The organism is Streptosporangium sp. G12 (assembly GCF_052983175.1).
Window position 1 is genome coordinate 85,289 of sequence record NZ_JBRIQO010000018.1, and the last position, 19,064, is coordinate 104,352.

The 19,064-nt window shown below is 71.3% G+C and carries 20 protein-coding genes; 7 read left to right on the forward strand and 13 right to left on the reverse strand.

Annotated elements, in window-relative coordinates:
- Positions 1-19 precede the first annotated feature (19 nt).
- Positions 20-970, reverse strand: coding sequence for an EamA family transporter (locus ACVCAG_RS26545; RefSeq protein WP_447190481.1), 951 nt, complete (start codon positions 968-970; stop codon positions 20-22).
- A gap of 139 nt (positions 971-1,109) precedes the next feature.
- On the opposite strand from ACVCAG_RS26545, the gene ACVCAG_RS26550 reads away from it, so the two are divergent.
- A complete protein-coding gene (locus tag ACVCAG_RS26550) occupies positions 1,110-2,354 on the forward strand; it encodes a magnesium transporter MgtE N-terminal domain-containing protein (RefSeq protein WP_440085524.1) in 1,245 nt (414 codons plus the stop codon).
- The gene (locus tag ACVCAG_RS26555) at positions 2,347-2,826 is read left to right on the forward strand and encodes a DUF1003 domain-containing protein (protein ID WP_440085525.1); all 480 of its coding nucleotides are present in this window, start codon (positions 2,347-2,349) and stop codon (positions 2,824-2,826) included. Before ACVCAG_RS26550 ends, ACVCAG_RS26555 begins: the two co-directional genes overlap by 8 nt.
- A gap of 155 nt (positions 2,827-2,981) precedes the next feature.
- Here the strand turns inward: ACVCAG_RS26555 and ACVCAG_RS26560 are convergent, their stop codons facing one another.
- Both ACVCAG_RS26560 and ACVCAG_RS26565 read right to left on the reverse strand, forming a co-directional pair.
- The gene (locus tag ACVCAG_RS26560) at positions 2,982-4,901 is read right to left on the reverse strand and encodes a Xaa-Pro dipeptidyl-peptidase (protein WP_447190482.1); all 1,920 of its coding nucleotides are present in this window, start codon (positions 4,899-4,901) and stop codon (positions 2,982-2,984) included.
- A 375-nt stretch (positions 4,902-5,276) separates the two neighbouring features.
- Complete coding sequence (locus ACVCAG_RS26565) at positions 5,277-5,762, reverse strand: MarR family transcriptional regulator (protein WP_440085527.1); 486 nt, start codon at positions 5,760-5,762, stop codon at positions 5,277-5,279.
- Positions 5,763-6,028: 266 nt separating this feature from the next.
- Between ACVCAG_RS26565 and ACVCAG_RS26570 the strand changes: the two genes are divergently transcribed.
- On the forward strand, positions 6,029-7,171 hold the full coding sequence (locus ACVCAG_RS26570) for a P-loop NTPase (protein WP_440085528.1): 1,143 nt from the start codon (positions 6,029-6,031) through the stop codon (positions 7,169-7,171).
- A gap of 200 nt (positions 7,172-7,371) precedes the next feature.
- Here ACVCAG_RS26570 and ACVCAG_RS26575 read toward each other — a convergent pair whose 3' ends face one another.
- The 5 genes from ACVCAG_RS26575 to sigE all read right to left on the reverse strand — a co-directional run bounded on the left by ACVCAG_RS26575 (position 7,372) and on the right by sigE (position 11,818).
- Positions 7,372-7,734, reverse strand: coding sequence for a sec-independent translocase (locus ACVCAG_RS26575; protein ID WP_440085529.1), 363 nt, complete (start codon positions 7,732-7,734; stop codon positions 7,372-7,374).
- A 104-nt stretch (positions 7,735-7,838) separates the two neighbouring features.
- Positions 7,839-9,470, reverse strand: coding sequence for a trypsin-like peptidase domain-containing protein (locus ACVCAG_RS26580; RefSeq protein ID WP_440085530.1), 1,632 nt, complete (start codon positions 9,468-9,470; stop codon positions 7,839-7,841).
- Positions 9,471-9,565: 95 nt separating this feature from the next.
- Positions 9,566-10,606, reverse strand: coding sequence for a sigma-E factor regulatory protein RseB domain-containing protein (locus ACVCAG_RS26585; protein ID WP_440085531.1), 1,041 nt, complete (start codon positions 10,604-10,606; stop codon positions 9,566-9,568).
- A complete protein-coding gene (locus ACVCAG_RS26590) occupies positions 10,603-11,133 on the reverse strand; it encodes a zf-HC2 domain-containing protein (protein ID WP_440085532.1) in 531 nt (176 codons plus the stop codon). The genes ACVCAG_RS26585 and ACVCAG_RS26590 overlap by 4 nt, the downstream gene beginning before the upstream one ends.
- Before the next feature lie 52 nt (positions 11,134-11,185).
- Positions 11,186-11,818, reverse strand: a complete 633-nt coding sequence (gene sigE / locus ACVCAG_RS26595) for an RNA polymerase sigma factor SigE (RefSeq protein ID WP_329085768.1) — start codon at positions 11,816-11,818, stop codon at positions 11,186-11,188.
- Positions 11,819-11,989: 171 nt separating this feature from the next.
- On the opposite strand from sigE, the gene ACVCAG_RS26600 reads away from it, so the two are divergent.
- Positions 11,990-12,640 (forward strand): class I SAM-dependent methyltransferase, encoded by a 651-nt coding sequence (locus ACVCAG_RS26600; protein WP_440068458.1) that lies wholly within the window; start codon positions 11,990-11,992, stop codon positions 12,638-12,640.
- 63 nt (positions 12,641-12,703) lie between these two features.
- On the opposite strand, the gene ACVCAG_RS26605 is transcribed toward ACVCAG_RS26600, so the two are convergent.
- Positions 12,704-14,197 carry a M17 family peptidase N-terminal domain-containing protein gene (locus tag ACVCAG_RS26605; RefSeq protein ID WP_440085533.1) on the reverse strand — a complete coding sequence of 498 codons (1,494 nt, stop codon included), beginning with the start codon at positions 14,195-14,197 and terminating at the stop codon, positions 12,704-12,706.
- A 197-nt stretch (positions 14,198-14,394) separates the two neighbouring features.
- Positions 14,395-14,562, reverse strand: a complete 168-nt coding sequence (locus ACVCAG_RS26610; protein WP_362685327.1) for a DUF3117 domain-containing protein — start codon at positions 14,560-14,562, stop codon at positions 14,395-14,397.
- Positions 14,563-14,751: 189 nt separating this feature from the next.
- Between ACVCAG_RS26610 and ACVCAG_RS26615 the strand changes: the two genes are divergently transcribed.
- Complete coding sequence (locus ACVCAG_RS26615; protein ID WP_440085534.1) at positions 14,752-15,534, forward strand: PaaX family transcriptional regulator C-terminal domain-containing protein; 783 nt, start codon at positions 14,752-14,754, stop codon at positions 15,532-15,534.
- A gap of 207 nt (positions 15,535-15,741) precedes the next feature.
- Complete coding sequence (locus tag ACVCAG_RS26620) at positions 15,742-16,524, forward strand: enoyl-CoA hydratase-related protein (protein ID WP_440085535.1); 783 nt, start codon at positions 15,742-15,744, stop codon at positions 16,522-16,524.
- A gap of 142 nt (positions 16,525-16,666) precedes the next feature.
- Here the strand turns inward: ACVCAG_RS26620 and ACVCAG_RS26625 are convergent, their stop codons facing one another.
- Both ACVCAG_RS26625 and ACVCAG_RS26630 read right to left on the reverse strand, forming a co-directional pair.
- Positions 16,667-17,224 carry a DNA-3-methyladenine glycosylase I gene (locus ACVCAG_RS26625; protein WP_440085646.1) on the reverse strand — a complete coding sequence of 186 codons (558 nt, stop codon included), beginning with the start codon at positions 17,222-17,224 and terminating at the stop codon, positions 16,667-16,669.
- A gap of 35 nt (positions 17,225-17,259) precedes the next feature.
- Positions 17,260-18,099 carry a hypothetical protein gene (locus ACVCAG_RS26630; RefSeq protein ID WP_440085536.1) on the reverse strand — a complete coding sequence of 280 codons (840 nt, stop codon included), beginning with the start codon at positions 18,097-18,099 and terminating at the stop codon, positions 17,260-17,262.
- Between the two features lie 23 nt (positions 18,100-18,122).
- Between ACVCAG_RS26630 and ACVCAG_RS26635 the strand changes: the two genes are divergently transcribed.
- Complete coding sequence (locus ACVCAG_RS26635; protein ID WP_440085537.1) at positions 18,123-18,497, forward strand: hypothetical protein; 375 nt, start codon at positions 18,123-18,125, stop codon at positions 18,495-18,497.
- On the opposite strand, the gene ACVCAG_RS26640 is transcribed toward ACVCAG_RS26635, so the two are convergent.
- Positions 18,474-19,061, reverse strand: a complete 588-nt coding sequence (locus ACVCAG_RS26640) for a TIGR00730 family Rossman fold protein (RefSeq protein ID WP_440085538.1) — start codon at positions 19,059-19,061, stop codon at positions 18,474-18,476. The genes ACVCAG_RS26635 and ACVCAG_RS26640 overlap by 24 nt on opposite strands.
- Between the last annotated feature and the right edge of the window lie 3 nt (positions 19,062-19,064).

Sequence of the window (19,064 nt, forward strand, 5' to 3'; positions counted from 1 at the left end):
CACCCCGACTCATCCCTTCTCACCCCACGGGAGCCGGTTCCCCGGCCTCTCGCACGGGTGCGGGCGCCGGCAGCGCGGCCGTGGCCCGCTGGGCCAGGTAGGCGCCGACCAGGACGATCACGCCGCCCGCGACCTGGAAGGGCCCGAGCGCCTCGCCCAGCAGGATCCAGGCGACCACCGCCCCGGCGATGACCTCCAGCGAGGCGACCGTGGAGCCGATGGCGGCCGACAGGCGGCGGATCGCGAGAACGCCGAGGACGTAGGCGGCGGCCGTGGCGACCACGATCAGCCAGACCAGCGCTCCGACGACCGGCAGCGTGTGGCCGCCCTCGGGGGTGGCGGTCCCGCTGAGCGCCTCCCAGGGGATGTTCCACGGCCGGGAGATCGGCAGGAGCGCCACGGCGGCGCCGAGCAGGCCCCAGGCGATCAGGCCGAGCGGGTCGACGTCGTCGCCGAAGCTGTCGCTGAGCAGGAAGTATCCGGCGCAGCCCGTCATCGCGGCGAAGGCGAGCAGCAGTCCCACCGGGTCGAGGGCGAGACCCGACCAGACCTCCACCACGATGCCGAGCCCGACCACGGCGACGACGGCACCGACGAAGGCCGCCCGCGGCAGCCGTACCCGCCGGACGAACCGCACCCAGAGCACCACCACCACCGGCGAGGTGTACTCGATCAGCAGGGTGACGCCGACCGGCAACCGGGTGATCGCCGCGAAGAACAGCGCCTGCACGCCGGCGACCGCGATCATCGCGTACGCCAGGAGGAACGGCAGCCGCGAGCGGGGGATGCGCAGCGCCGAGGGGCGGGCGACCGCGAGGATGCCGACGAGCAGCAGCCCGGCGCCCGCCATGCGGACCCAGACCGCCTCCAGCGGGGCCAGTCCCGCCGCGCCCAGGTATTTGGCCATGGGTCCCGAGAAGGCGAAGCACAGGGAGGACGCGAGCGCGATCAGCAGTCCTGCACGTCTCATGACCCACCGTTTCTGTAATTACCGTTAAGCACGTTTGATGCTGGCATGTCGGGATATCGGACAGCAAGCCGATTCCGGATTGTGAGCCGGGATGCGTGGCAGCGACCGGTCGGCCCGAGATGCGGCCTACGCTTCAGATGTGAGGATCTTCATCGCGCGTCTCGCCGGCACCCCGGTCTTCGACCCCGCCGGGGACCAGATCGGCCGGGTCCGCGACGTGGTGGTGGCCATCGCCGGCAGCGCGCCACCGCACGTGCACGGGCTGGTCGTCGAGGTGCAGCCCCGGCGCAGGGTCTTCCTGCCGATCACCCGGATACGGTCCGCCAAGGCCGGCGCCGTCGTCTTCAGCGGCCAGCTCAACATGCGCAGGTTCGAGCAGCGGGCGACCGAGACCCTGGCCATCGCCGAGCTGCTCGACCTCGGCGTGCAGGTCGACGGCGAGCGGATGACGGTCCTGGATCTGGCCATGGAGGAGACCAGGCGCTCCGAGTGGCTGATCACCAAGGTCGCGGTGGTCGGGAGTCCCCCCGGCATCGGACTGCGCCGGCGCGGCGCGACCAAGATCGTCGACTGGGGCGAGGTCCGCGGCTTCGGCGCCGTCCAGAAGGACCAGGGCGCGGCCAACCTGCTGGTCGCCTTCGAGTCGATGCGCGCCGCCGACCTGGCCGGGGCCCTGCACGAACTGCCCGACAAGCGGCGGGTCGAGGTGGCGGCGGCCCTCGACGACGTACGGCTCGCGGACGTGCTGGAGGAGCTTCCCGAACGGGACCAGATCGGCATCCTGAGCAGGCTCGCCCCCGAGCGGGCCGCGGACGTGCTGGAGGAGATGAACCCCGACGACGCGGCCGACCTGCTCCAGGACCTCCCCGCCGAGCAGGCCGAGGCGCTGATGGCGCTCATGGAGCCCGAGGAGGCCGCGCCGGTCAGGCGGCTGCTGATCTACCCCGAGAACACGGCGGGCGGGATCATGACGAGCGAGCCGGTGGTCCTGCCGCCGAACGCGACGGTCGCCGAGGCGCTGGCCAACATCCGCCAGCGCGAGCTCACCCCGGCGGTGGCCGCGCAGGTCTACGTGGCCCGCCCGCCCGTCGAGACGCCCACCGGCCGCTTCCTCGGCCTTGCCCACTTCCAGCGGCTGCTGCGCGAGCCGCCCTCGACCCTGCTCGGCGGCATCCTGGACACCTCCCTGGACCCGATCAGGCCGGGGTTCAGCCTGAACCAGGTGACCTCCTACCTGGCCAACTACAACCTCGTCGCGGCTCCCGTGGTGAACGAGGCGGGCCGCCTGGTCGGCGCCGTCACCGTGGACGACGTGCTCGACCACCTGCTGCCGGACGACTGGCGTGAGCGGGACGACCGGCCGAGGGAGGGCGAGAATGCCTGACCGCCTGGACCAGCCCAGGCAGCCCGGCCCGCGGTTGCGCCCCCACTACGACCCCGAGGCGTTCGGGCGGCTGTCGGAGCGGATCGCCCGCTTCCTCGGCACCGCCAGGTTCCTGGTCTACATGACGGGTTTCGTCGCCATCTGGGTCCTGTGGAACGTCTTCGCCCCACAGTCGCTGAAGTTCGACCCCTACCCGTTCATCTTCCTGACGCTGATCCTGTCGCTCCAGGCCTCGTACGCGGCGCCGCTGATCCTGCTCGCCCAGAACCGGCAGGACGACCGCGACCGGGTCCAGAACGAGCACGACCGCAGGGCGGCGGAGCGCAACCAGGCCGACCTGGACTACCTCACCCGGGAGATCGCCGCCCTGCGGATGGCGCTCGGCGAGGTGGCGACCCGCGACTACATCCGCTCGGAGCTGCAACGCCTGCAGGAGGACCTCCAGGAGCCCCAGGAGGCCGTGGAGTCGTGAGCCGGGGTTTGTCCCCGCCCGGCCCCCCGCCCGGCGGACGCGCGGGCTGAGCGCCGTACCCGGTGACACGGGACGGGGGGTGAACCGGGCGCCACGCCCGGCTCACCCCCCGCGGGCCTCCCGAGTATCAGAGGCTCCTGGAGATCACTCCTGGATCAGAAGAACCGGTTCTCCGGCTCCGGCAGGTCCAGCTGCCCCGGGCCGCTCCACCTGGTCGTGTCCTTCGGCACGTCGGTGCTCCGCAGGGTGCTGATCGCCAGCGGCAGGAGCACCCTGCTCCCGGCCAGGTCGACGGTGACGTTCGCGCCGGTGGCCGTCTCGTCGCTGTAGGTCGAGTCGGTGCCCGCGATCACGAGGGCCAGCCTGTGCCCCTTCTTGAAGACGTAGTCCTGCGGCAGCGTCTCCCAGCTCACCCTGCCGTAGGTGCCCGCGGGCAGCGGCGAGGGCGTGCTGAGCGAGTCGCGGTTCTGCACGTCGATCCAGCCCCGGGCGACGATCTCCAGCGGGCGGGTGGCCCGGTTGGTGACGACCTGCTTGTAGCAGGCGTCGTCGTCGGTCGTGCTCTCGCCGTGGCAGCTCTCCTCGGTGACCGTGGTGATGCCCTGGCCGCGCCGCCAGTCGATCCGGGTGTCCTCGCCGAAGTCGACGAGGAGTGCGGTCAGGTTCGAGGTGGGCTTGTCGAGCGCGACGCGCAGGTCCACCACGGGCGTGCCGGACAGGCGCAGGTCCAGCGGCAGCGCGCCGGTGGTGAAGGCCACCCTCCCCGGCTTGGCCGTGCCGACGTCGGCGACCATCGCCTCCTCGGACTGGCGGATGTCGGTGAACGTGGCGGTCTGACCGCTCTTCGCCGGTACGAGGCCGAACGAGCCGTCGGCCGCGGGACGGAAGGGGATCTTCAGGGCGAGCGGGGCGGGCCAGTCGTGCTGGGTGGTCCAGCGGTCGAGGCTGCTCTGCACGTCGGCGCGGGGCTCGCGCATGATGCCGTTGCGCACGCCGAGCAGCCAGTGGTCGAACCAGCGGTGCAGCGTGTCGACCCAGATGTCACGGCGCCCCTCGAAGTCGAAGGGGTCCACGTGCTGGTACTGCCCGACCCAGATCTTGCGGGGCACGTTCCGGTCGGCCAGGGCCTTCCACCACGTGGAGAAGTTGTCGGGCATGACGTTGAGGTCGTTGACCGTGTGCACGGCGAAGACGCTGGCACGCACCTTGGAGACGTCGGCCAGCGAGCCCGCGATGTAGTCGCGCTCGGCCCAGAAGCCGTTGTAGTTCCCGGTGTCGTCGCCGTCCTCGGCGTCCAGGCGCGCCCAGGTGGCCGCGCACTTGGCCGTGGGTTCGCTGTCGACGTAGTTGCCCAGCCACGACATGTAGTCGTAGTTGTAGATCACCCCGTTGGAGCGCTGGTACTTGTACCAGGAGCTGATCGCCGAGATCGGGACGATCGTCTCCAGTCCCTGCACCCCGGTCGCCGCCACGGCGTTGGCCAGCGTGCCGTCGTACGACTTGCCGATCATCGCGGCCTTGCCGGTGGTCCAGTCCGCGACCGCGGGCGTGCCGTCGGCGCGGTAGGCGGTGGCGCGGCCGTTCAGCCAGTCGATGACGGCCTTGCCGCCCAGCACGTCGGCCCGCCCTCCGACGTCGGGACAGCCCTCGGACCTGGTGGTCCCGATCATGTCGACGTTGAGGACGGCGTAACCACGCGGCACGAAGTAGTTGTCGTAGTACAGGGGGAATTTCGTGACGTTCCCGGCGGCGTCGTAGACCTTCCTCTCGGCCTCGTTCCCCCGGCCGGAGTTGTCGTAGTACGGGCTCTCGTCGATGATCACCGGCACCTTGAGCCCGGGACCGGACTCCTTCGGCCTGATGATGTCGACCCGGACCCGATCCGGCCTTCCGTCGGCGTCGCTGTCGACGCTCGACTCGACGTAGACGTGCTCGCGGACGGCGTCGGCGTACGAGAAGACCGGCTGGGTCCGTCCCCGCTCGACGGTGAGAGTGGGTTGGGCGGCCGCGTGGGCCGGGGTGACACCCGACGCGACCACGATGAGGGCGGTGAGGGCTGCTCGTAACGTTGGCATCGAGCCTCCGCACTAGTCGTGAATATCCGCAATCTCCACGAGTGTCCGTATAACCGGCAAGATCCTTTATGCGTTCGACATCACTCTGGGTCTGGCATGTGACATGGCGCCCGACGACCTTGTCCGGAGGAGGGTCAGGACGGCCGAGGCGGGTCGCGGCGGGACGGAAGACCGTCATGCCGCCCGGAAGAGCCCGCGGCCGCGTCTCGGGAACGCCTCGGTGACACTCCGCGCCGGAACGGCCCGGCCCGGCGCGACAGGCCGGCATGGACGGCATGGACGGCGCCGGACGGGACCCTGCCACCCGGGCAGGACCGGTGCCGGCACGGGGCCGTGCGACTCAGGACAGGCCGGTACCGGTGCCGGTCCCGCGGCTCAGTACGGGTCGGTGCCGGCCCGGGGGCCGGGGAAGAGCTTGGTCAGCATGGCCGCGCACCGCCGCAGCTCGTCGGCGTCGAGCATGTCCGGGAACTGGGCGCGGACCCCGCGCAGGTAGGTGGGGCCGGCCTCGGCCAGCCGCGCGGCGCCCGCGTCCGTCAGGACCGCGAACAGGCCGCGCGCGTCGCTCGTGCAGGTCTCACGCTCGACCAGGCCGTCGCGCTGGAGGCGGTCGATGAGCCGGGTCAGGCCACTGCGCGAGAGCAGCACCCGGTCGGCCAGGTCGTTCATCCTCAGCCGCCGCTCGGGTGCCTCGGACAGCTGCGACAGCACCTCGTACGAAGCCAGGGCCAGGTCGTGCTCGACCAGCAGGTCGGCCTCCAGGGCCCGGGTGATGCGAACCTGGGCCCGCTGGAGCATGCGCCAGACCACCAGCTCCGCCGAGCCGAGGCTCTCTCTTGACTCGCCCGCCGTGAGGGTCACGGAGTAACCTTAGAACGTTGCACGCGCATCTACACAGCGAATTGTCCGAATTCAGTGATCGTCGCCGGATTCGGAATTCCTTCCGGTGTCCCCGGGTTCATACCATGGACTCACGACGCCGACCGTTCCCCGATGGGATCGGCCTCCTGCCAAGCCATACGGGCGCCACGACGGGCAGGTCCTGCCCGTGAGACGCCTCATCGATAACAGACAAGGAGGGACGGCATCCCCCGTCGCCCCCGGGTGACGTGATTGCCGACACTTCGATGGCACCTACCCCGGAACTGGTGATGGCCGCCCTCGCGACCGTCAACGACCCTGAGATCCGTCGGCCGATCACCGAACTCGACATGGTCAAGAGCGTCGACATCTCCCCCGAGGGAGCCGTACGTGTCGCGATCTTCCTGACCGTGTCCGGCTGTCCCATGAAGGACACCATCACCCGGGACGTCACCGGCGCGGTCTCCAAGATCGACGGAGTGGCCGGTGTCTCCGTCGAGATGGACGTCATGAGCGCCGAGCAGCGCAAGACGCTGCAGACCAAGCTGCGCGGCAACAAGGGGCCCGAGAAGGAGATCCCCTTCGCCCAGCCCGGCTCGCTGACCCGCGTCTTCGCGGTCGCCTCCGGCAAGGGCGGCGTCGGCAAGTCGTCCGTCACCGTCAACCTCGCCGCCGCGATGGCCGCGAGCGGCCTGAAGGTCGGCGTCGTCGACGCCGACATCTACGGCCACAGCGTTCCCCGCATGCTCGGCATCTCCGAGCGCCCGACCAAGGTCGAGGACATGATCATGCCGCCGGTGGCGCATGACATCAAGGTCATCTCGGTCGGCATGTTCAAGCCCGAGGGCAACACCCCGGTCGTGTGGCGAGGCCCGATGCTCGACCGGGCCCTGCACCAGTTCCTGGCCGACGTCTACTGGGGCGACCTGGACGTGCTGCTGATGGACCTGCCCCCGGGGACCGGCGACATCGCGATCTCCGTGGCGCAGCGGATGCCGTCGGCGGAGCTCCTGGTGGTGACCACCCCGCAGCAGGCCGCCGCCGAGGTCGCCGAGCGCGCCGGATCGATCGCCGTCCAGACCCACCAGCAGATCGCCGGTGTCATCGAGAACATGTCGTGGCTGCCCTGCCCGCACTGCGACGAGCGGATCTCGGTCTTCGGCGAGGGCGGCGGCCAGACCGTGGCCGACGCGCTGACCCGCACCCTCGGCTCCCGCGTGCCGCTCCTGGGCCAGGTGCCCATCGACATGCGCCTGCGCGAGGGCGGCGACGAGGGCAAGCCGCTGGTGCTGACCGACCCGGACGCCCCCGCGGCCACCGAGCTGAGCCGCATCGCCGCCTCCCTGAGCAAGAAGTCGGGCAGCATCAAGGGCCTCCAGCTCGGCATCTCGCCCACCCGGCGCGGCTGAGCCCCGGCCGCTGTCGGCCACCGTCCCGCCGGACCGGCCACACGCCCCGGGGAAACGGACCGGCTCCACCCGGACCGGCCCGGCCGGTCCGGACTCTCCCCCGGCACGACGACGGCGGCGCCCCTTACGGGGCGCCGCCGTCGGCCGTATGAGACGCGTGTCAACCGGATGAGACCCGAAGACCGGGCGAGGTCCGGCGATCAGGTCGCGTCGGAGTCGTACGGGGGGATCTCGCCGTAGCCCAGCTCGTCGGCGACGCTCATCGCGTGGTCGGCCGGTTCGGCGGTGGCGGTGGTGGCCGAGGCGCCGTTCCAGTCGTCCTCGAGGTCGGCGGTGAGGTGCTTGCGGACGAAGTTCTTCGGGTTGAGGTCGGCCGGGTCGAAGTCGGCGAACTCGGGCCCGAGGCCCGTCCGCAGGTCGTCTCTCGCGTTGTTGGCCATCCGGCGCAGGTTGCGCAGCGTCTTGCCCGCCTGCGAGGCGGCCTGGGGAAGCTTCTCCGGGCCGAAGACGAGAAGGGCGATCACCACCAGCGCCACGATCTCAGGCCAGCCGAGTCCGAACACGGTGATCTCCTACCGGGAGGATGCCAGAAGCTCCTCTCCGGCCACACGCCGGAGAGGTTCCACACTAACGCCCCCACTCGTGAGCACGCGCCCCGCCCTCACGCTCAGGAGGGTTTGGGAGAGGGCTGCTCGGGGGCGGCGCCGACGGTCACCGTCGCGGTGTTCTCCTGGCCGCCACGCTGGTACTTGATCGAGAGCTTCTCGCCGGGGGCCCTGTTGCGGATCATGGCGATCAGCTCGTTGCCGTCCTGGAGCACGACACCCTCGACCTCCAGGATGACGTCTCCGGGCTTGAGCCCCGCCTGGGCGGCGGGACCGTTCGGCTCGACCGGCTGGGCGCCCTGCCTGGACTCGGTGGCGATGCGCACCCCGACGCCCTGGTACGTCGGGTCGATGGCGACGCCGATCCGCGACTTCTTGGCCTTGCCCGTGGTGATCAGCTCCTGGGCGACCCGCCGGGCGTGGTTCACCGGGATGGCGAAGCCCAGGCCGATGCTGCCGCTCTGGCCGCCGACCGATCTGCCGAGCGTGGCGATCGCCGAGTTGACGCCGATGACCTCGCCGTTGACGTTGACCAGCGGGCCCCCCGAGTTGCCGGGGTTGATCGCGGCGTCGGTCTGCACGGCGCTGAGCCAGGTCGCCTCGGAGCTGTTCTCCTCGCCCGCCTGGACGGGACGGTTGAGCGAGCTGACGATGCCGGAGGTGACGGTGCCGGTCAGCCCCAGCGGGGATCCGATGGCGATGACCGGATCGCCCACGACCACGTTGTCGGAGTTGCCGAGAGTGATCTCGGGGGCGCCGAAGGTCTCCGCGGGCTTGACCACGGCCAGGTCGGACTCGGGATCGGTGCCCACGACGATGGCGGAGGTGGACTTGCGGTTGTTGAACTGGATCTGGATCTGGCCGCTCGGTTCGGCGTTGGCCACCACGTGGTTGTTGGTCACCACGTAGCCACCCTTGATCAGGAAGCCGGAGCCGGTGCTGGAACTCGCTCCGCCCTCGACCGCCAGCGACACCACGCTGGGCAGGACCTTCGAGGCCACACCCGCGACGGATTCTGGGGGCCGGACGTTGGAACCCGTCGGCGCCCCTCCCAGGCTGAAGGAGGGGTCGCGCCCCGAGCCCGCGGGCTTGGTGAGGAGGTAGGTGCCGACGCTGCCCAGCGTGGAGGCGAGCAGCGCGACCATCAGGGCGAGGATCACCAGCGTGGCGGTACGCGGCCCGCGCCGGACGGGCGGGGGCGGCGGGCCGCCGAAGCTCCCGGGAGCCCCCAGGCTCCCCGGAGGCGGCGCCCAGCCCGGTCCCATGCCGAACGCCTGGGCGGGCGGCGGGGGTGGCGCGGCCGGGGAGGCGAAGGCCGCCGTGTCGTGCTTGGGCCTGCCCGAGGGGTCACCCCAGTGCTCCCCGGTGAAGCCGGGGTCCCGGCCGCCCTCGCCGGGCGGCACGTCCCTGTCGTCATACCTGTCGTCGTGGCGGAACAGCTCGGGCTGGTCCTGCCGCCCGCCCCAGCGGGCGCGGTCGGGCGGGGCGCCCAGCTGGCTCCAGCCGTCGTCCCGGGGCTGCTCCGCCTGGAAGGACCCCTCCCCGGCGGGCAGGAACTCCGGGCGGGAGAACTCAGGGCCTGAGGAGTCGGCGCGCCGGGACTCGGGAGTGCCGTGTCCGCCGTCGGTGAAGTCCGACGGCGTACGCCCCTCAGCATCGTGCGCCTCATGGGAAGTACGGGCATCGTCGGTCATCGAATACTCACTACTCCTTGCCTCGCAGGCGGCCGCTCACCGAGTCAACCCGGCAATCTTCCCCCGAGCGGCATACGAGATGTGTAAAGCATGCGTTATCCGAAGGGATTGACCCAGGAGAGCAGGCGGCTCGCGCCTCGGCCGAGCCGCGTCCAGAGATCGGGAACGGGCTCGTGCGGCAACGCCGCGACAGCGGCGTCGACCATGTCGGCCGGCGCGTCGGCAAAGACGGTGTAGACATGACCCCCACTCGCCCAGATCGTCTCCTGCCCAGCTGGGTCTCGAACCCAGATCGTATGCCCCTTGCGCTCCTCCGCATGCCAACCACGGAGGCGTTCCTCATCAAGCATCCCAGACTGGATAAAAACCGACACGACCGACAGGCCGTCCGAGTAGCCCAGGTACAAGTATCCAGGGGGGATGTCGTGCGCGGCGAACAGCTCCAGGCGTCCGGGCAGGGTGCGGGGGAACCGCCGGCCTTCGGCTTCCAGCCGGGGAAGCTCGGCCAGGTCCGGGCCGCCGGCGGCCATCGCGGGCACCGTCCCGCTCGCCACCGGGTCGAGCGTCAGATCGACGAAGGCCCCGGCGCTGACGACCCGGCCCTCCGCGTCCATGAGTTCGCGGCGCAGCACCGGGCCCCCGGACTCGTCGAGCCAGTATCGGGCGGCGGCCGTGCCGTCGGCCCGCAGGACGTCCACGAGGCGGGCGGGGCGCCCGCAGGCGAAGCCCTCTCCCACCGTCACGACCCGGTAGTTGCGGGCCAGGACCTCGAGCATCGCCTCGGACGGGCTGGACATGCCCCCGGCCGGGGTGCCGGGATCGGCCTTCCGCACGGAGCCGGAGGGCTCGGCGCGGACCGTCATTCCCTTTCCGGGGACGTTTCGCACCTCCAGCACCGAGGCGGCGGCGCCGGAGGAGCCGTCGGCGCCCCAGGCGGTGACGTACTGGGTGCCGGAGTATCCACGGGACCGGCCCGCGACCGCCGCCTCACGGAGCAGGTGCAGGCCGGTGTCCTCGCTCTCGACGTCGTCCGGCGGCACGGCGTGCGGGGACCGGACGGCGTACGCCGGACCGCCCGCCACCAGCCCCAGCAGCAACAGGGCGGCCAGGATGACCGTGGCGGGCAGCCGGATCACGGAGAGGGGGAGAGAATCGGCGTCGCCGATCCGCCATAGGGCGCGGTGTTCCTGTGCTGGTTGGCGAACATGTCGACCGGTGGCACGACGCGGGGGTTGGGGTCGGTCCCGCCTACCACGAACAGCGTCCCGATCGCCACGGCCGCCGAGGCGACGCCCACCGCGACGTATCCCGCCCTCCGGGCACGGCGAGGGCCCCCGGAACGGCCCCGGGGCCGGTTGTCGGGGGGAGCGACGCTGTGCATGCTCGGAATGGGCGCGCCGCCGAAGGTGCGTGAGGCCGGAAAGGGGCGCTCACGCGGGGGCAGCGGGCCGCCGGGCTCCGCCATCCGCAGCAGGGACATCGTCAGGTCCGTCGGCATCGAGGGACCGTCGAGGGACCGCAACCGGCTCTTCAGCGCCCGCATGGCGTCGACCTCGGCCCTGCAGGGGGCGCAGAAGGTCAGATGCGACAGGGCACGGTCGCGCTCGTGGTGATTCAGCTCACCGTCGACCAGTGCGGAAACGCGTTCTCCGAGGTGACTCATGCGCACTCCTTGCCAAGCGGCTCGTCGTGACATTCGTCATGACTGTGGTTTCTCATGCGAATTCCTCCCCGTGGGTAACGCTCGGGGGGAATTGGTCGTTCCGCGGCGCGCGATGCTCAAGCGCCTCACGCAGCTGCGCCCTCCCACGGTGGATCCGGCTGCGTACCGTGCCGAGCTTCACGCCCAGCGTCGCCGCGATCTCCTCGTAGGACAGCCCCTCGATGTCACACAGAACGACGGCCGCGCGGAACTCGGGCGCGAGCGCGTCGAGTGCCGCCTGGATGTCGGGCTCCAGATGGGTGTCGTCGTACACCTGTGCGGGAGAAGGCTCGCGCCCGCGCAGCCGCTCGGCGGCGTCGTCGGCGAGCCCCTCGAACCTGATGCGCTGCTTGCGCCGCGCCATGTCGAGGAACAGGTTGGTGGTGATGCGGTGCAGCCAGCCCTCGAAAGTGCCTGGCGTGTAGTTCGACAACGACCTGAAGACCCGGACGAAGACCTCCTGTGTGAGATCTTCCGCATCGTGCACGTTGCCGGTCAGCCGATAGGCCAGCCGGTAGACGCGCGCCGAGTGCGTCCGGACCACCTCCTCCCATGTAGGAGGCGTCCAATCAGACACGGGAGCTTCGGCCTGGTGGTCGGACTCCTCCACCAGCACTCCTCTCTCCGGGACCACCGCTATCGCCATAGTGCCTGGTTTCGTCCCTTCGTGCGCACTGACTACCTTCAGGACCGGCAAAGGCCGCTTAAACCGTGCAACGCACCGGGGGTGACATGAGTTCCCGATCGGGCCTGCCTCCCTTAGGCTGCGACCCAGTGCCTATATGACTGTGTACGGAGAAAGCGGGAGGAGAGGCCGATGGCAGAGACGCCGACAAGTCCGTTGGAGGCCACTCTGGCCTATGCCGACGAGTTCCACAGGGAGGACGACATCCTGCGGGCCGCGCGCATGCGCGGCGCGGAAGTGGGAGCGCCCCCGATCCTGCCCGGTGGCGGCGCCGCTCTCTGCTTCCTCGCCACCGCCATCAACGCCCGCGCCGTCGTGGAGATCGGCACCGGCTGCGGAGTCTCGGGGCTGTGGCTGCTCCGCGGCATGCGCCAGGACGGCACGCTCACCAGCGTGGACGTGGAGCCGGAGCACCAGCGGCTGGCCAGGCAGAGCTTCGCCCAGGCCGGATTCTCCGGCGGCCGGATCCGCCTGATCACCGGCCGCGCCCTCGACGTGCTCCCCCGCCTCTCCGACGGCGGCTACGACCTCGTCTTCTGCGACGGCGCCATGCACGAGTACGCCGACTATCTGGCCGAGTCCGTACGGCTGCTGCGGGTCGGCGGCATCGTCGTCTTCGACAACGCCCTCTGGGGCAACCGGGTGGCCGACCCCGTGCAGCGAGACCCCGACACGGTCTCCATCAGGGAGCTGGGCAAGCTGGTCCGCTCCGACGAGCGGCTCCGCCCGCTGATGATGCCCCTGGGGGACGGCATCCTGGCGGCCGTCAAGCTCGCCGACTGACACCGCCCCGTCAGCGTCCCCGGTCGTCCCCGGTCGTCCCCGGTCGTCCCCGGTCGTCCCCGGTCAGCGCTTCTGGAACCCCGACAGCCATTCGAGCAGCAGGCGCACGCCGAACCCGGTGGCCCCCTTGCTGAAGACGCCCTCGTCCGCGCCGCTGCGGCCGACACCCGCGATGTCCAGGTGCGCCCACGGCCGCCCACCGGTGAACTCGCGCAGGAACAGCGCCGCGGTGATGGAACCGGCGCCGTAGGTCGAGCCCGCCTCGATGTTGGTCATGTCGGCCACGGACGAGTCGAGCGCGGGAACGTAGTCCTCGATCAGGGGCATCCGCCAGAGCCGCTCCCCGCTGGTCGTCCCCGCCCCGGCCAGCGCGCCGGCCAGCTCGTCGTCGGAGGCGAAGACCGCGCCGAGGTCCTTGCCCAGGGCGATGCCGATCGCCCCGGTCAGCGTGGCGATGTCGACCATGACGTCCGGGTCCAGCTCCGCGTCGGCGTAGGCCAGCGCGTCGGCCAGGACCAGGCGCCCCTCGGCGTCGGTGTTGAGCACCTCCACGGTCCGGCCGCCGTACTGCGTGATCACGTCGGAGGGGCGCTGGGCCGTGCCGGAGAAGGCGTTCTCGGCGGCGGCGACGAGGCCGGTGACCCGCACCCGCACGCCGAGCGCGGCCAGCGCGCCCAGGACCGCGATGACGACGGCCCCGCCGGCCATGTCGGTCTTCATGAACACCATGTTGCTCGTCGGCTTGAGCGAGATGCCGCCGGTGTCGTACGTGATGCCCTTGCCGACCAGGACCACGTGGCCGGTCGCGTCCTCGGGCTCGTAGGAGAGCTGGATCAGCCGGGGCGGGTTCACCGACCCCTGCCCGACGGCGAGGATGCCGCCGAACCCGCCGGAGCGCAGTTCCCGCTCGTCCCACACCCGCACCGCGACACCCTGCTCGGCGGCGCGTTCGGCGAGCCAGGCGGGGGACTTCACCGAGGAGGGGGTGTTGGCCAGGTCCCTGGCGAGCGCCACGGCCCCGGCGATCACCTCGGCCTCGGCGACCTCCGCCTCGACCCCATCGCCGACGAACTCGAGCGTCACCGGGGCGGACTTCGCCTCGCCGATCCTGAAGGTGTACGTGGCCAGCAGCGCGCCCTCCACGAACGCGGCCACCGGCCCGCTCGGGAGCACGATCCTGATGGCGTCCCTGCCCTTGCCGCGCCGCGCCACCGCCGCGCCCGCCTTGCGCAGGGCGGTCGCCGAGCCGTCGCCGACCCCGTAGAGGAGCACCCGGCCGACGGCGTCGCCGTTCGCGACGGGAACCTCGACGATCTCACCCGCCTCGCCCTTGGCCTTGTGGTGGGCGAGCAGTGCCGCCGCGGGCACCGGCAGCTCGATCTCGGGCGCGAGGTCCTCGGCGAAGGGGACGGCCAGCAGCTCGGCGTCACCGGGGAGCCCGGAAAGCACGGTCCCGGCTTCCTCCCCGGTGGCGGGCTCCGCGCCCACGGGGGACACGGCGGAGAGCCCCTGCGCGTAGGGAACGCGAGGCAGGAGCAGATAGGGGGAGATGGGCATAGGGGTAACTCCAGTCATCAGGCCCGGCGTGGTGGAGAACGCCGGGGAGCACACCGCGGCCCTGGCGCGAGCCGCCGTGAGGCGGTCCGGCGGCCAGGGCCGTGTTCGTCGTCGGTCGCGCGGGCCATCGCAGGTGTCATGCTCCCCGAGCAAGCTCAAATAGGGCCCGGCTCCACCACTTCTGTCTTAGATCGGGATCAACCGACTATTTTCTTCAATTCCTCAGCGAGGGCACTTGCCTCGTCCGCCGAAAGCTCGACGACAAGGCGGCCGCCACCCTCCAGAGGAACCCGCATGACGATCCCCCTGCCTTCCTTGACGACCTCCAGCGGACCATCACCGGTCCTCGGCTTCATAGCCGCCATGCGTGTATCCCTTCCTGCTTCGGGCTCCGGATCTCCGACTGACCCGAGGGTGGCCGACGCATTCACGTCTTCTGTGATGTCCTATTATCCCGCCTCCGCACGGAGAATGGGAACGATCAGTCTCAGCGTCGGCTCATCCGGCGATCAAGACCGTTGTCCGGGGCCCCTCAGACGACCAAACTTGTCCTCGTGAACGCCCGCGCCGCTCTCTTCGATCTGTACGGGGACCACCTCAGGTCCCGAGGCGGTCGCGCGTCCGTGGCCGCCCTCGTCCGGCTGCTCGCCCCGCTGGACATCGCGGCTCCCGCCGTGCGCACCGCCGTCTCGCGGATGGTGCGGCAGGGCTGGCTCGCGCCCGCCCGGTTGCCCGGAGGCCCCGGTTACGAGGTCACCCCCAAGTGCGTGCACCGCCTCGACGAGGCCGCGCTGAGAATTTACCGAGTCGGGACGATCACGTGGAACGGCCGGTGGCACATCCTCGTGGTGGAACCCGTACGCGAGCGGTCCAGGCGGGAGCGCCTGCGCTCGGATCTGGCCTTCATCGGGTACGCGCCGATGTCGGAGACGACCTGGATCGGGCCGCGGCCCTCCCCCGAACTGGACGCGATCCTCGAGGGCGAGGACCTGTCCGTGGACCGGTTCGACGCGGTGCTCGACGGTGACCCCGCGGCGCTGGTCGCCAGGACCTGGGACCTGGACGGCATCGGGGCCGCCTACGAGGAGTGGATGGCCCAGGCGATGGAGCTGGTCGGCCGGCTGCCCGGCAACGCGAGCGGCGACCAGGTGTTCGCCACCCGGAGCAGGCTGCTGCACGGGTGGCGCAACTTCCTGTTCCGCGACCCCGGGCTTCCCGCCGAGCTCCTGCCCCGGGGCTGGCCTGGGGAGAAGGCCAGGATCTACTTCGAGCACGAGGCCGGACGGCTGCTCCCGGCCGCCGCCGCCTTCGTCGACCGCCACCTCGGCGAGGTGTAGCGGACATCGTGCCGCAACCGTGACGGACAACCGTGACGGAGACCGTGGCGGGCCCCTGGCGGACGTCCGCGGACGGAAGCGAGGCCTGAATCCGCCGGCGGAGCCGTACGAACGAGCCGCACAGACGACCCCGTACCGACAACCCCGTACAGGCAGGGCCCCGGTGAGCCCTCGGGCGAAGCCGGGACCGTTCGGAAGGAGCATCCGTTGAACGACGTTCTCTACTCCGTCGACGACGCCGTCGCCACCATCGTCCTCAACCGGCCGGAGGCGATGAACGCGCTGACGGTCCGGGCGAAGACCGCCCTGCTGGAGGCGCTGACCTCGGCGGCGCGGGCGTCCTCGGTGCGGGCGGTGGTGCTGACCGGGTCGGGACGGGCGTTCTGCGCCGGCCAGGACCTGACGGAACACGCCGCGAACCTGGAGGCGGGGCGGGGACTGGACGGGACCGTACGCACGCACTACAACCCGATCGTCCGGACGATCACCGAGATGGACAAGCCGGTCGTCGCGGCGGTGAACGGCGTCGCCGCGGGCGCGGGCGCCTCGCTGGCCTTCGCGTGCGACCTGCGGATCGCCTCGGAGAGGGCCAGATTCGCGACGGCCTTCTCGGGGATCGGCCTGGCCCCCGACTCGGGCGCCTCCTGGACCCTCCAGCGCCTGGCCGGCCCGGCGCGCGCGGCCGAACTCCTGCTGCTCGGCGAGCCCTTCGGCGCGGACCGCGCGCTCGAACTCGGGGTCGTCTCGCGGGTCGTCCCGCCCGGCGAGCTGGACACCGCGGCCCGCGCTCTGGCCGTACGGCTGGCGCAGGGTCCCACGAGCGCCTACGCGGCGACCAAACGCGCCCTGCGGTTCGCCGCGACCAGCTCCCTGGCCGAGGCCCTGGAGCTGGAGGCCGACCTCCAGGACGCCTGCGCCAAGACCGGCGACCACCTGAACGCGACCCGCGCCTTCCTCGCCAAGGAGAGCCCCGTCTTCGAGGGGCACTGACCTCCGAAGCCCCGGACGTCAGGGGCGCCGGCTCCGGGGGCGCGGACCGTGAAGGGCGCCGGCTCCGGGGGCGCGGACTTCTGGAATCGCCGGGTTCGAGGGCCGTCGGCGGCTTCCGCGGGCCGTTCCCGGCGCGGGGGCGTCAGGCCCGGCGTGTCCAGCAGTCGGCCAGGTGATCGTTGACCAGGCCGATGGCCTGCATCAGCGCGTAGGCGGTGGTCGGGCCGACGAAACGGAAGCCGCGCGCCTTGAGGTCCTTGGACAGGGCCTTGGAGCCGGCGGTCTGGGCGGGCACGTCCGCCAGGGTCTTCGGGACGGGCGCGCCGGGGTCCGCGTGCTTCCAGACGAGGTCGGACAGGCCGCCGCCGAGCGCGGCCCGCGCGTTGGCGATCGTCGCCTCGATCTTGGCCCGGTTTCTGACGATGCCCGCGTCGCCGAGCAGGCGGGCGACGTCCTCGTCGCCGAATCCGGCCACGGCCGGGATGGAGAACCCCTCGAAGGCCCTGCGGAAGTTCTCCCGCTTGCGCAGGATGGTGATCCACGACAGGCCGGACTGGAACGACTCCAGCGCGATCCGCTCGAACACCCGGTCGTCGCCGGTGACCGGACGGCCCCACTCCTCGTCGTGGTAGGCGACGTAGTCGGGGGCGGAGGTCGCCCAGCCACAGCGCACGAGCTCCACCGGCTCCACCGGCTCCACGGCCTCGACGTGGCCCGCGGCCCGCGAGGTCTCGGTCACCGCGGGTCCTCCGTCTCCTGCCGCTCCCCCGTACGAAGGCCGACGGAACCGGGAGACGACTCCTTCGAGTCCGAGGTCCCGGAATCCGAAGTCCCGGAAGTCCCGGAAGAGGGCGATGACGGCGAATCCGGCACCGAGGACGTCTCGGACGGTTCGGCCGGCCTGGCGAACCGCGACCTGCCGGACGGCCCGGCGGCCTCGGTCGTCCCGGGGGCCTCAGCGATCTCAGGGGTCTCGGAAAGCTTCTCCGGCTCGGACGGTTCCTCCGGCTCGGAGGGCCTGGCGAACCGCGACACACCGGACGACGTGCCTCCTTCGGCCGCCCCGGGGGCCTCAGGGTCCTTGGGAGCCTTCTCCGGCCCGGAGGGCTCACCGGACCCCTCGGGCTCGCGCCCGGCCGGCGACCCGTTGGACAGCTCCTCGGCCGCCCCGAAGCCGTCCCCTGCGGAAAGCTCGTACGGCGCCTCGAGCCCGCGCTGAGGGGGCTGGGAGCCGGGGTTGAGCTCGTGGCGGGCCTGGAGCCTGCCGGCGAGCAGTTCCGACACCCGCTGCTCCAGCACGGCGATCCTGGTGTCACGCTCGCTCAGGGCCCCGGCGACCCGGTTCAGGGTCTCGTCCACGCTCTGCGTGTTGTATCCGACGAGGCTCACCGGAAGCTGGAGGGCCATGAAGTCGACCGCGCCGAGCTGACCCGCCTGGGGCAGGTTCAGCGGGGGCACGTCGGGCGCGAACTCACTCAGCTCGCCTCCCCGGCCCATGGCGACCACCGTGACACCGGCGATGACGGCTACGGCAGCGAAAGCTAATACGACCAGCACATACGAATCGTGCCACATCTCCACTGGCCTAGGATCGGATCATGACGTTCCTCGTGCTCGGGCCCGGTGACCGGGACGAACCCGGCTGGGTCGAGGCCCGCTCGATCGGGGAGGTCGAGGAGCTCGTCCGTGCCGGGCACACCGTGGTCGTCACCCCCGCCCGGCTGGCCGCCGCCGAACCCGCCCCGTCCGCCGGGAACGTCGAGCACAGCGGCAACAGCGGGGACGCCGGAACCGCCGTCGCGGGAGAGCGGGACGCCGAGGCCGCGGAACTCACCGCGGCCTCGATCTGCGCCTGGGCCGGCGCCCGGGTCTTCCGTACGGAACGCGTCGACCAGGTGCGGCTCGCGGTCGAGATGACCGACTCCCTCGCCGGACGGCGTCCGCCCGCGCTAACCCGCCGTGGCCTCGCCTAGCTCCTCCGGGCTCGGCTCCAGGTGCCTGGTCGACTTCTCCAGCAGCCGGAACGCCTCGTCGACCGTGGTGGTCCAGGAGATGGCGTCGAAGACGTTCGGGCGGGTGAAGCCCGCCTCGTCCATGCCCTTGACCAGCTCCCGCAGCGGCGCGTAGATCCCCCAGGGATCGAGGACCACCAGCGGCTTGTCGTGCAGGCCGAGCGTGCGGGACGTCCAGATCTCGAACAGCTCCTCCAGCGTCCCGATGCCCCCGGGCAGCACCAGGAAGGCGTCGGAGCGGGCGTCCATCACCCCTTTGCGCTCGCGCATGTCGGTGGTGACCACCAGCTCGTCGGCGTCCTCGTCCGCGAGCTCGACGTCCACCAGCGCCTGGGGGATCACCCCGACGGTGCGGGCGCCGCCCGCGCGGGCCGCGCGGGCCACGGCGCCCATGCAGGAGACCCTGGCCCCGCCGCTCACCAGGGCGTGCCCCCTGCCGGCGAGCTCGGAGCCGACCTGCTCCGCGAGTTCCAGATACTTCTTGTCGATCTTCTGACTCGATGCGAGGAATACACAAATGAACACGTG

Bases quoted from the DNA above. Each gene is read 5' to 3' on its own strand.
- ACVCAG_RS26545 (WP_447190481.1), bottom strand. From the start codon at position 970: ATGAGACGTGCAGGACTGCTGATCGCGCTCGCGTCCTCCCTGTGCTTC.
- ACVCAG_RS26555 (WP_440085525.1), top strand. From the start codon at position 2,347: ATGCCTGACCGCCTGGACCAGCCCAGGCAGCCCGGCCCGCGGTTGCGC.
- ACVCAG_RS26560 (WP_447190482.1), bottom strand. From the start codon at position 4,901: ATGCCAACGTTACGAGCAGCCCTCACCGCCCTCATCGTGGTCGCGTCG.
- ACVCAG_RS26570 (WP_440085528.1), top strand. From the start codon at position 6,029: ATGGCACCTACCCCGGAACTGGTGATGGCCGCCCTCGCGACCGTCAAC.
- ACVCAG_RS26580 (WP_440085530.1), bottom strand. From the start codon at position 9,470: ATGACCGACGATGCCCGTACTTCCCATGAGGCGCACGATGCTGAGGGG.
- ACVCAG_RS26590 (WP_440085532.1), bottom strand. From the start codon at position 11,133: ATGAGTCACCTCGGAGAACGCGTTTCCGCACTGGTCGACGGTGAGCTG.
- sigE (WP_329085768.1), bottom strand. From the start codon at position 11,818: ATGGCGATAGCGGTGGTCCCGGAGAGAGGAGTGCTGGTGGAGGAGTCC.
- ACVCAG_RS26600 (WP_440068458.1), top strand. From the start codon at position 11,990: ATGGCAGAGACGCCGACAAGTCCGTTGGAGGCCACTCTGGCCTATGCC.
- ACVCAG_RS26605 (WP_440085533.1), bottom strand. From the start codon at position 14,197: ATGCCCATCTCCCCCTATCTGCTCCTGCCTCGCGTTCCCTACGCGCAG.
- ACVCAG_RS26610 (WP_362685327.1), bottom strand. From the start codon at position 14,562: ATGGCGGCTATGAAGCCGAGGACCGGTGATGGTCCGCTGGAGGTCGTC.
- ACVCAG_RS26630 (WP_440085536.1), bottom strand. From the start codon at position 18,099: ATGTGGCACGATTCGTATGTGCTGGTCGTATTAGCTTTCGCTGCCGTA.
- ACVCAG_RS26635 (WP_440085537.1), top strand. From the start codon at position 18,123: ATGACGTTCCTCGTGCTCGGGCCCGGTGACCGGGACGAACCCGGCTGG.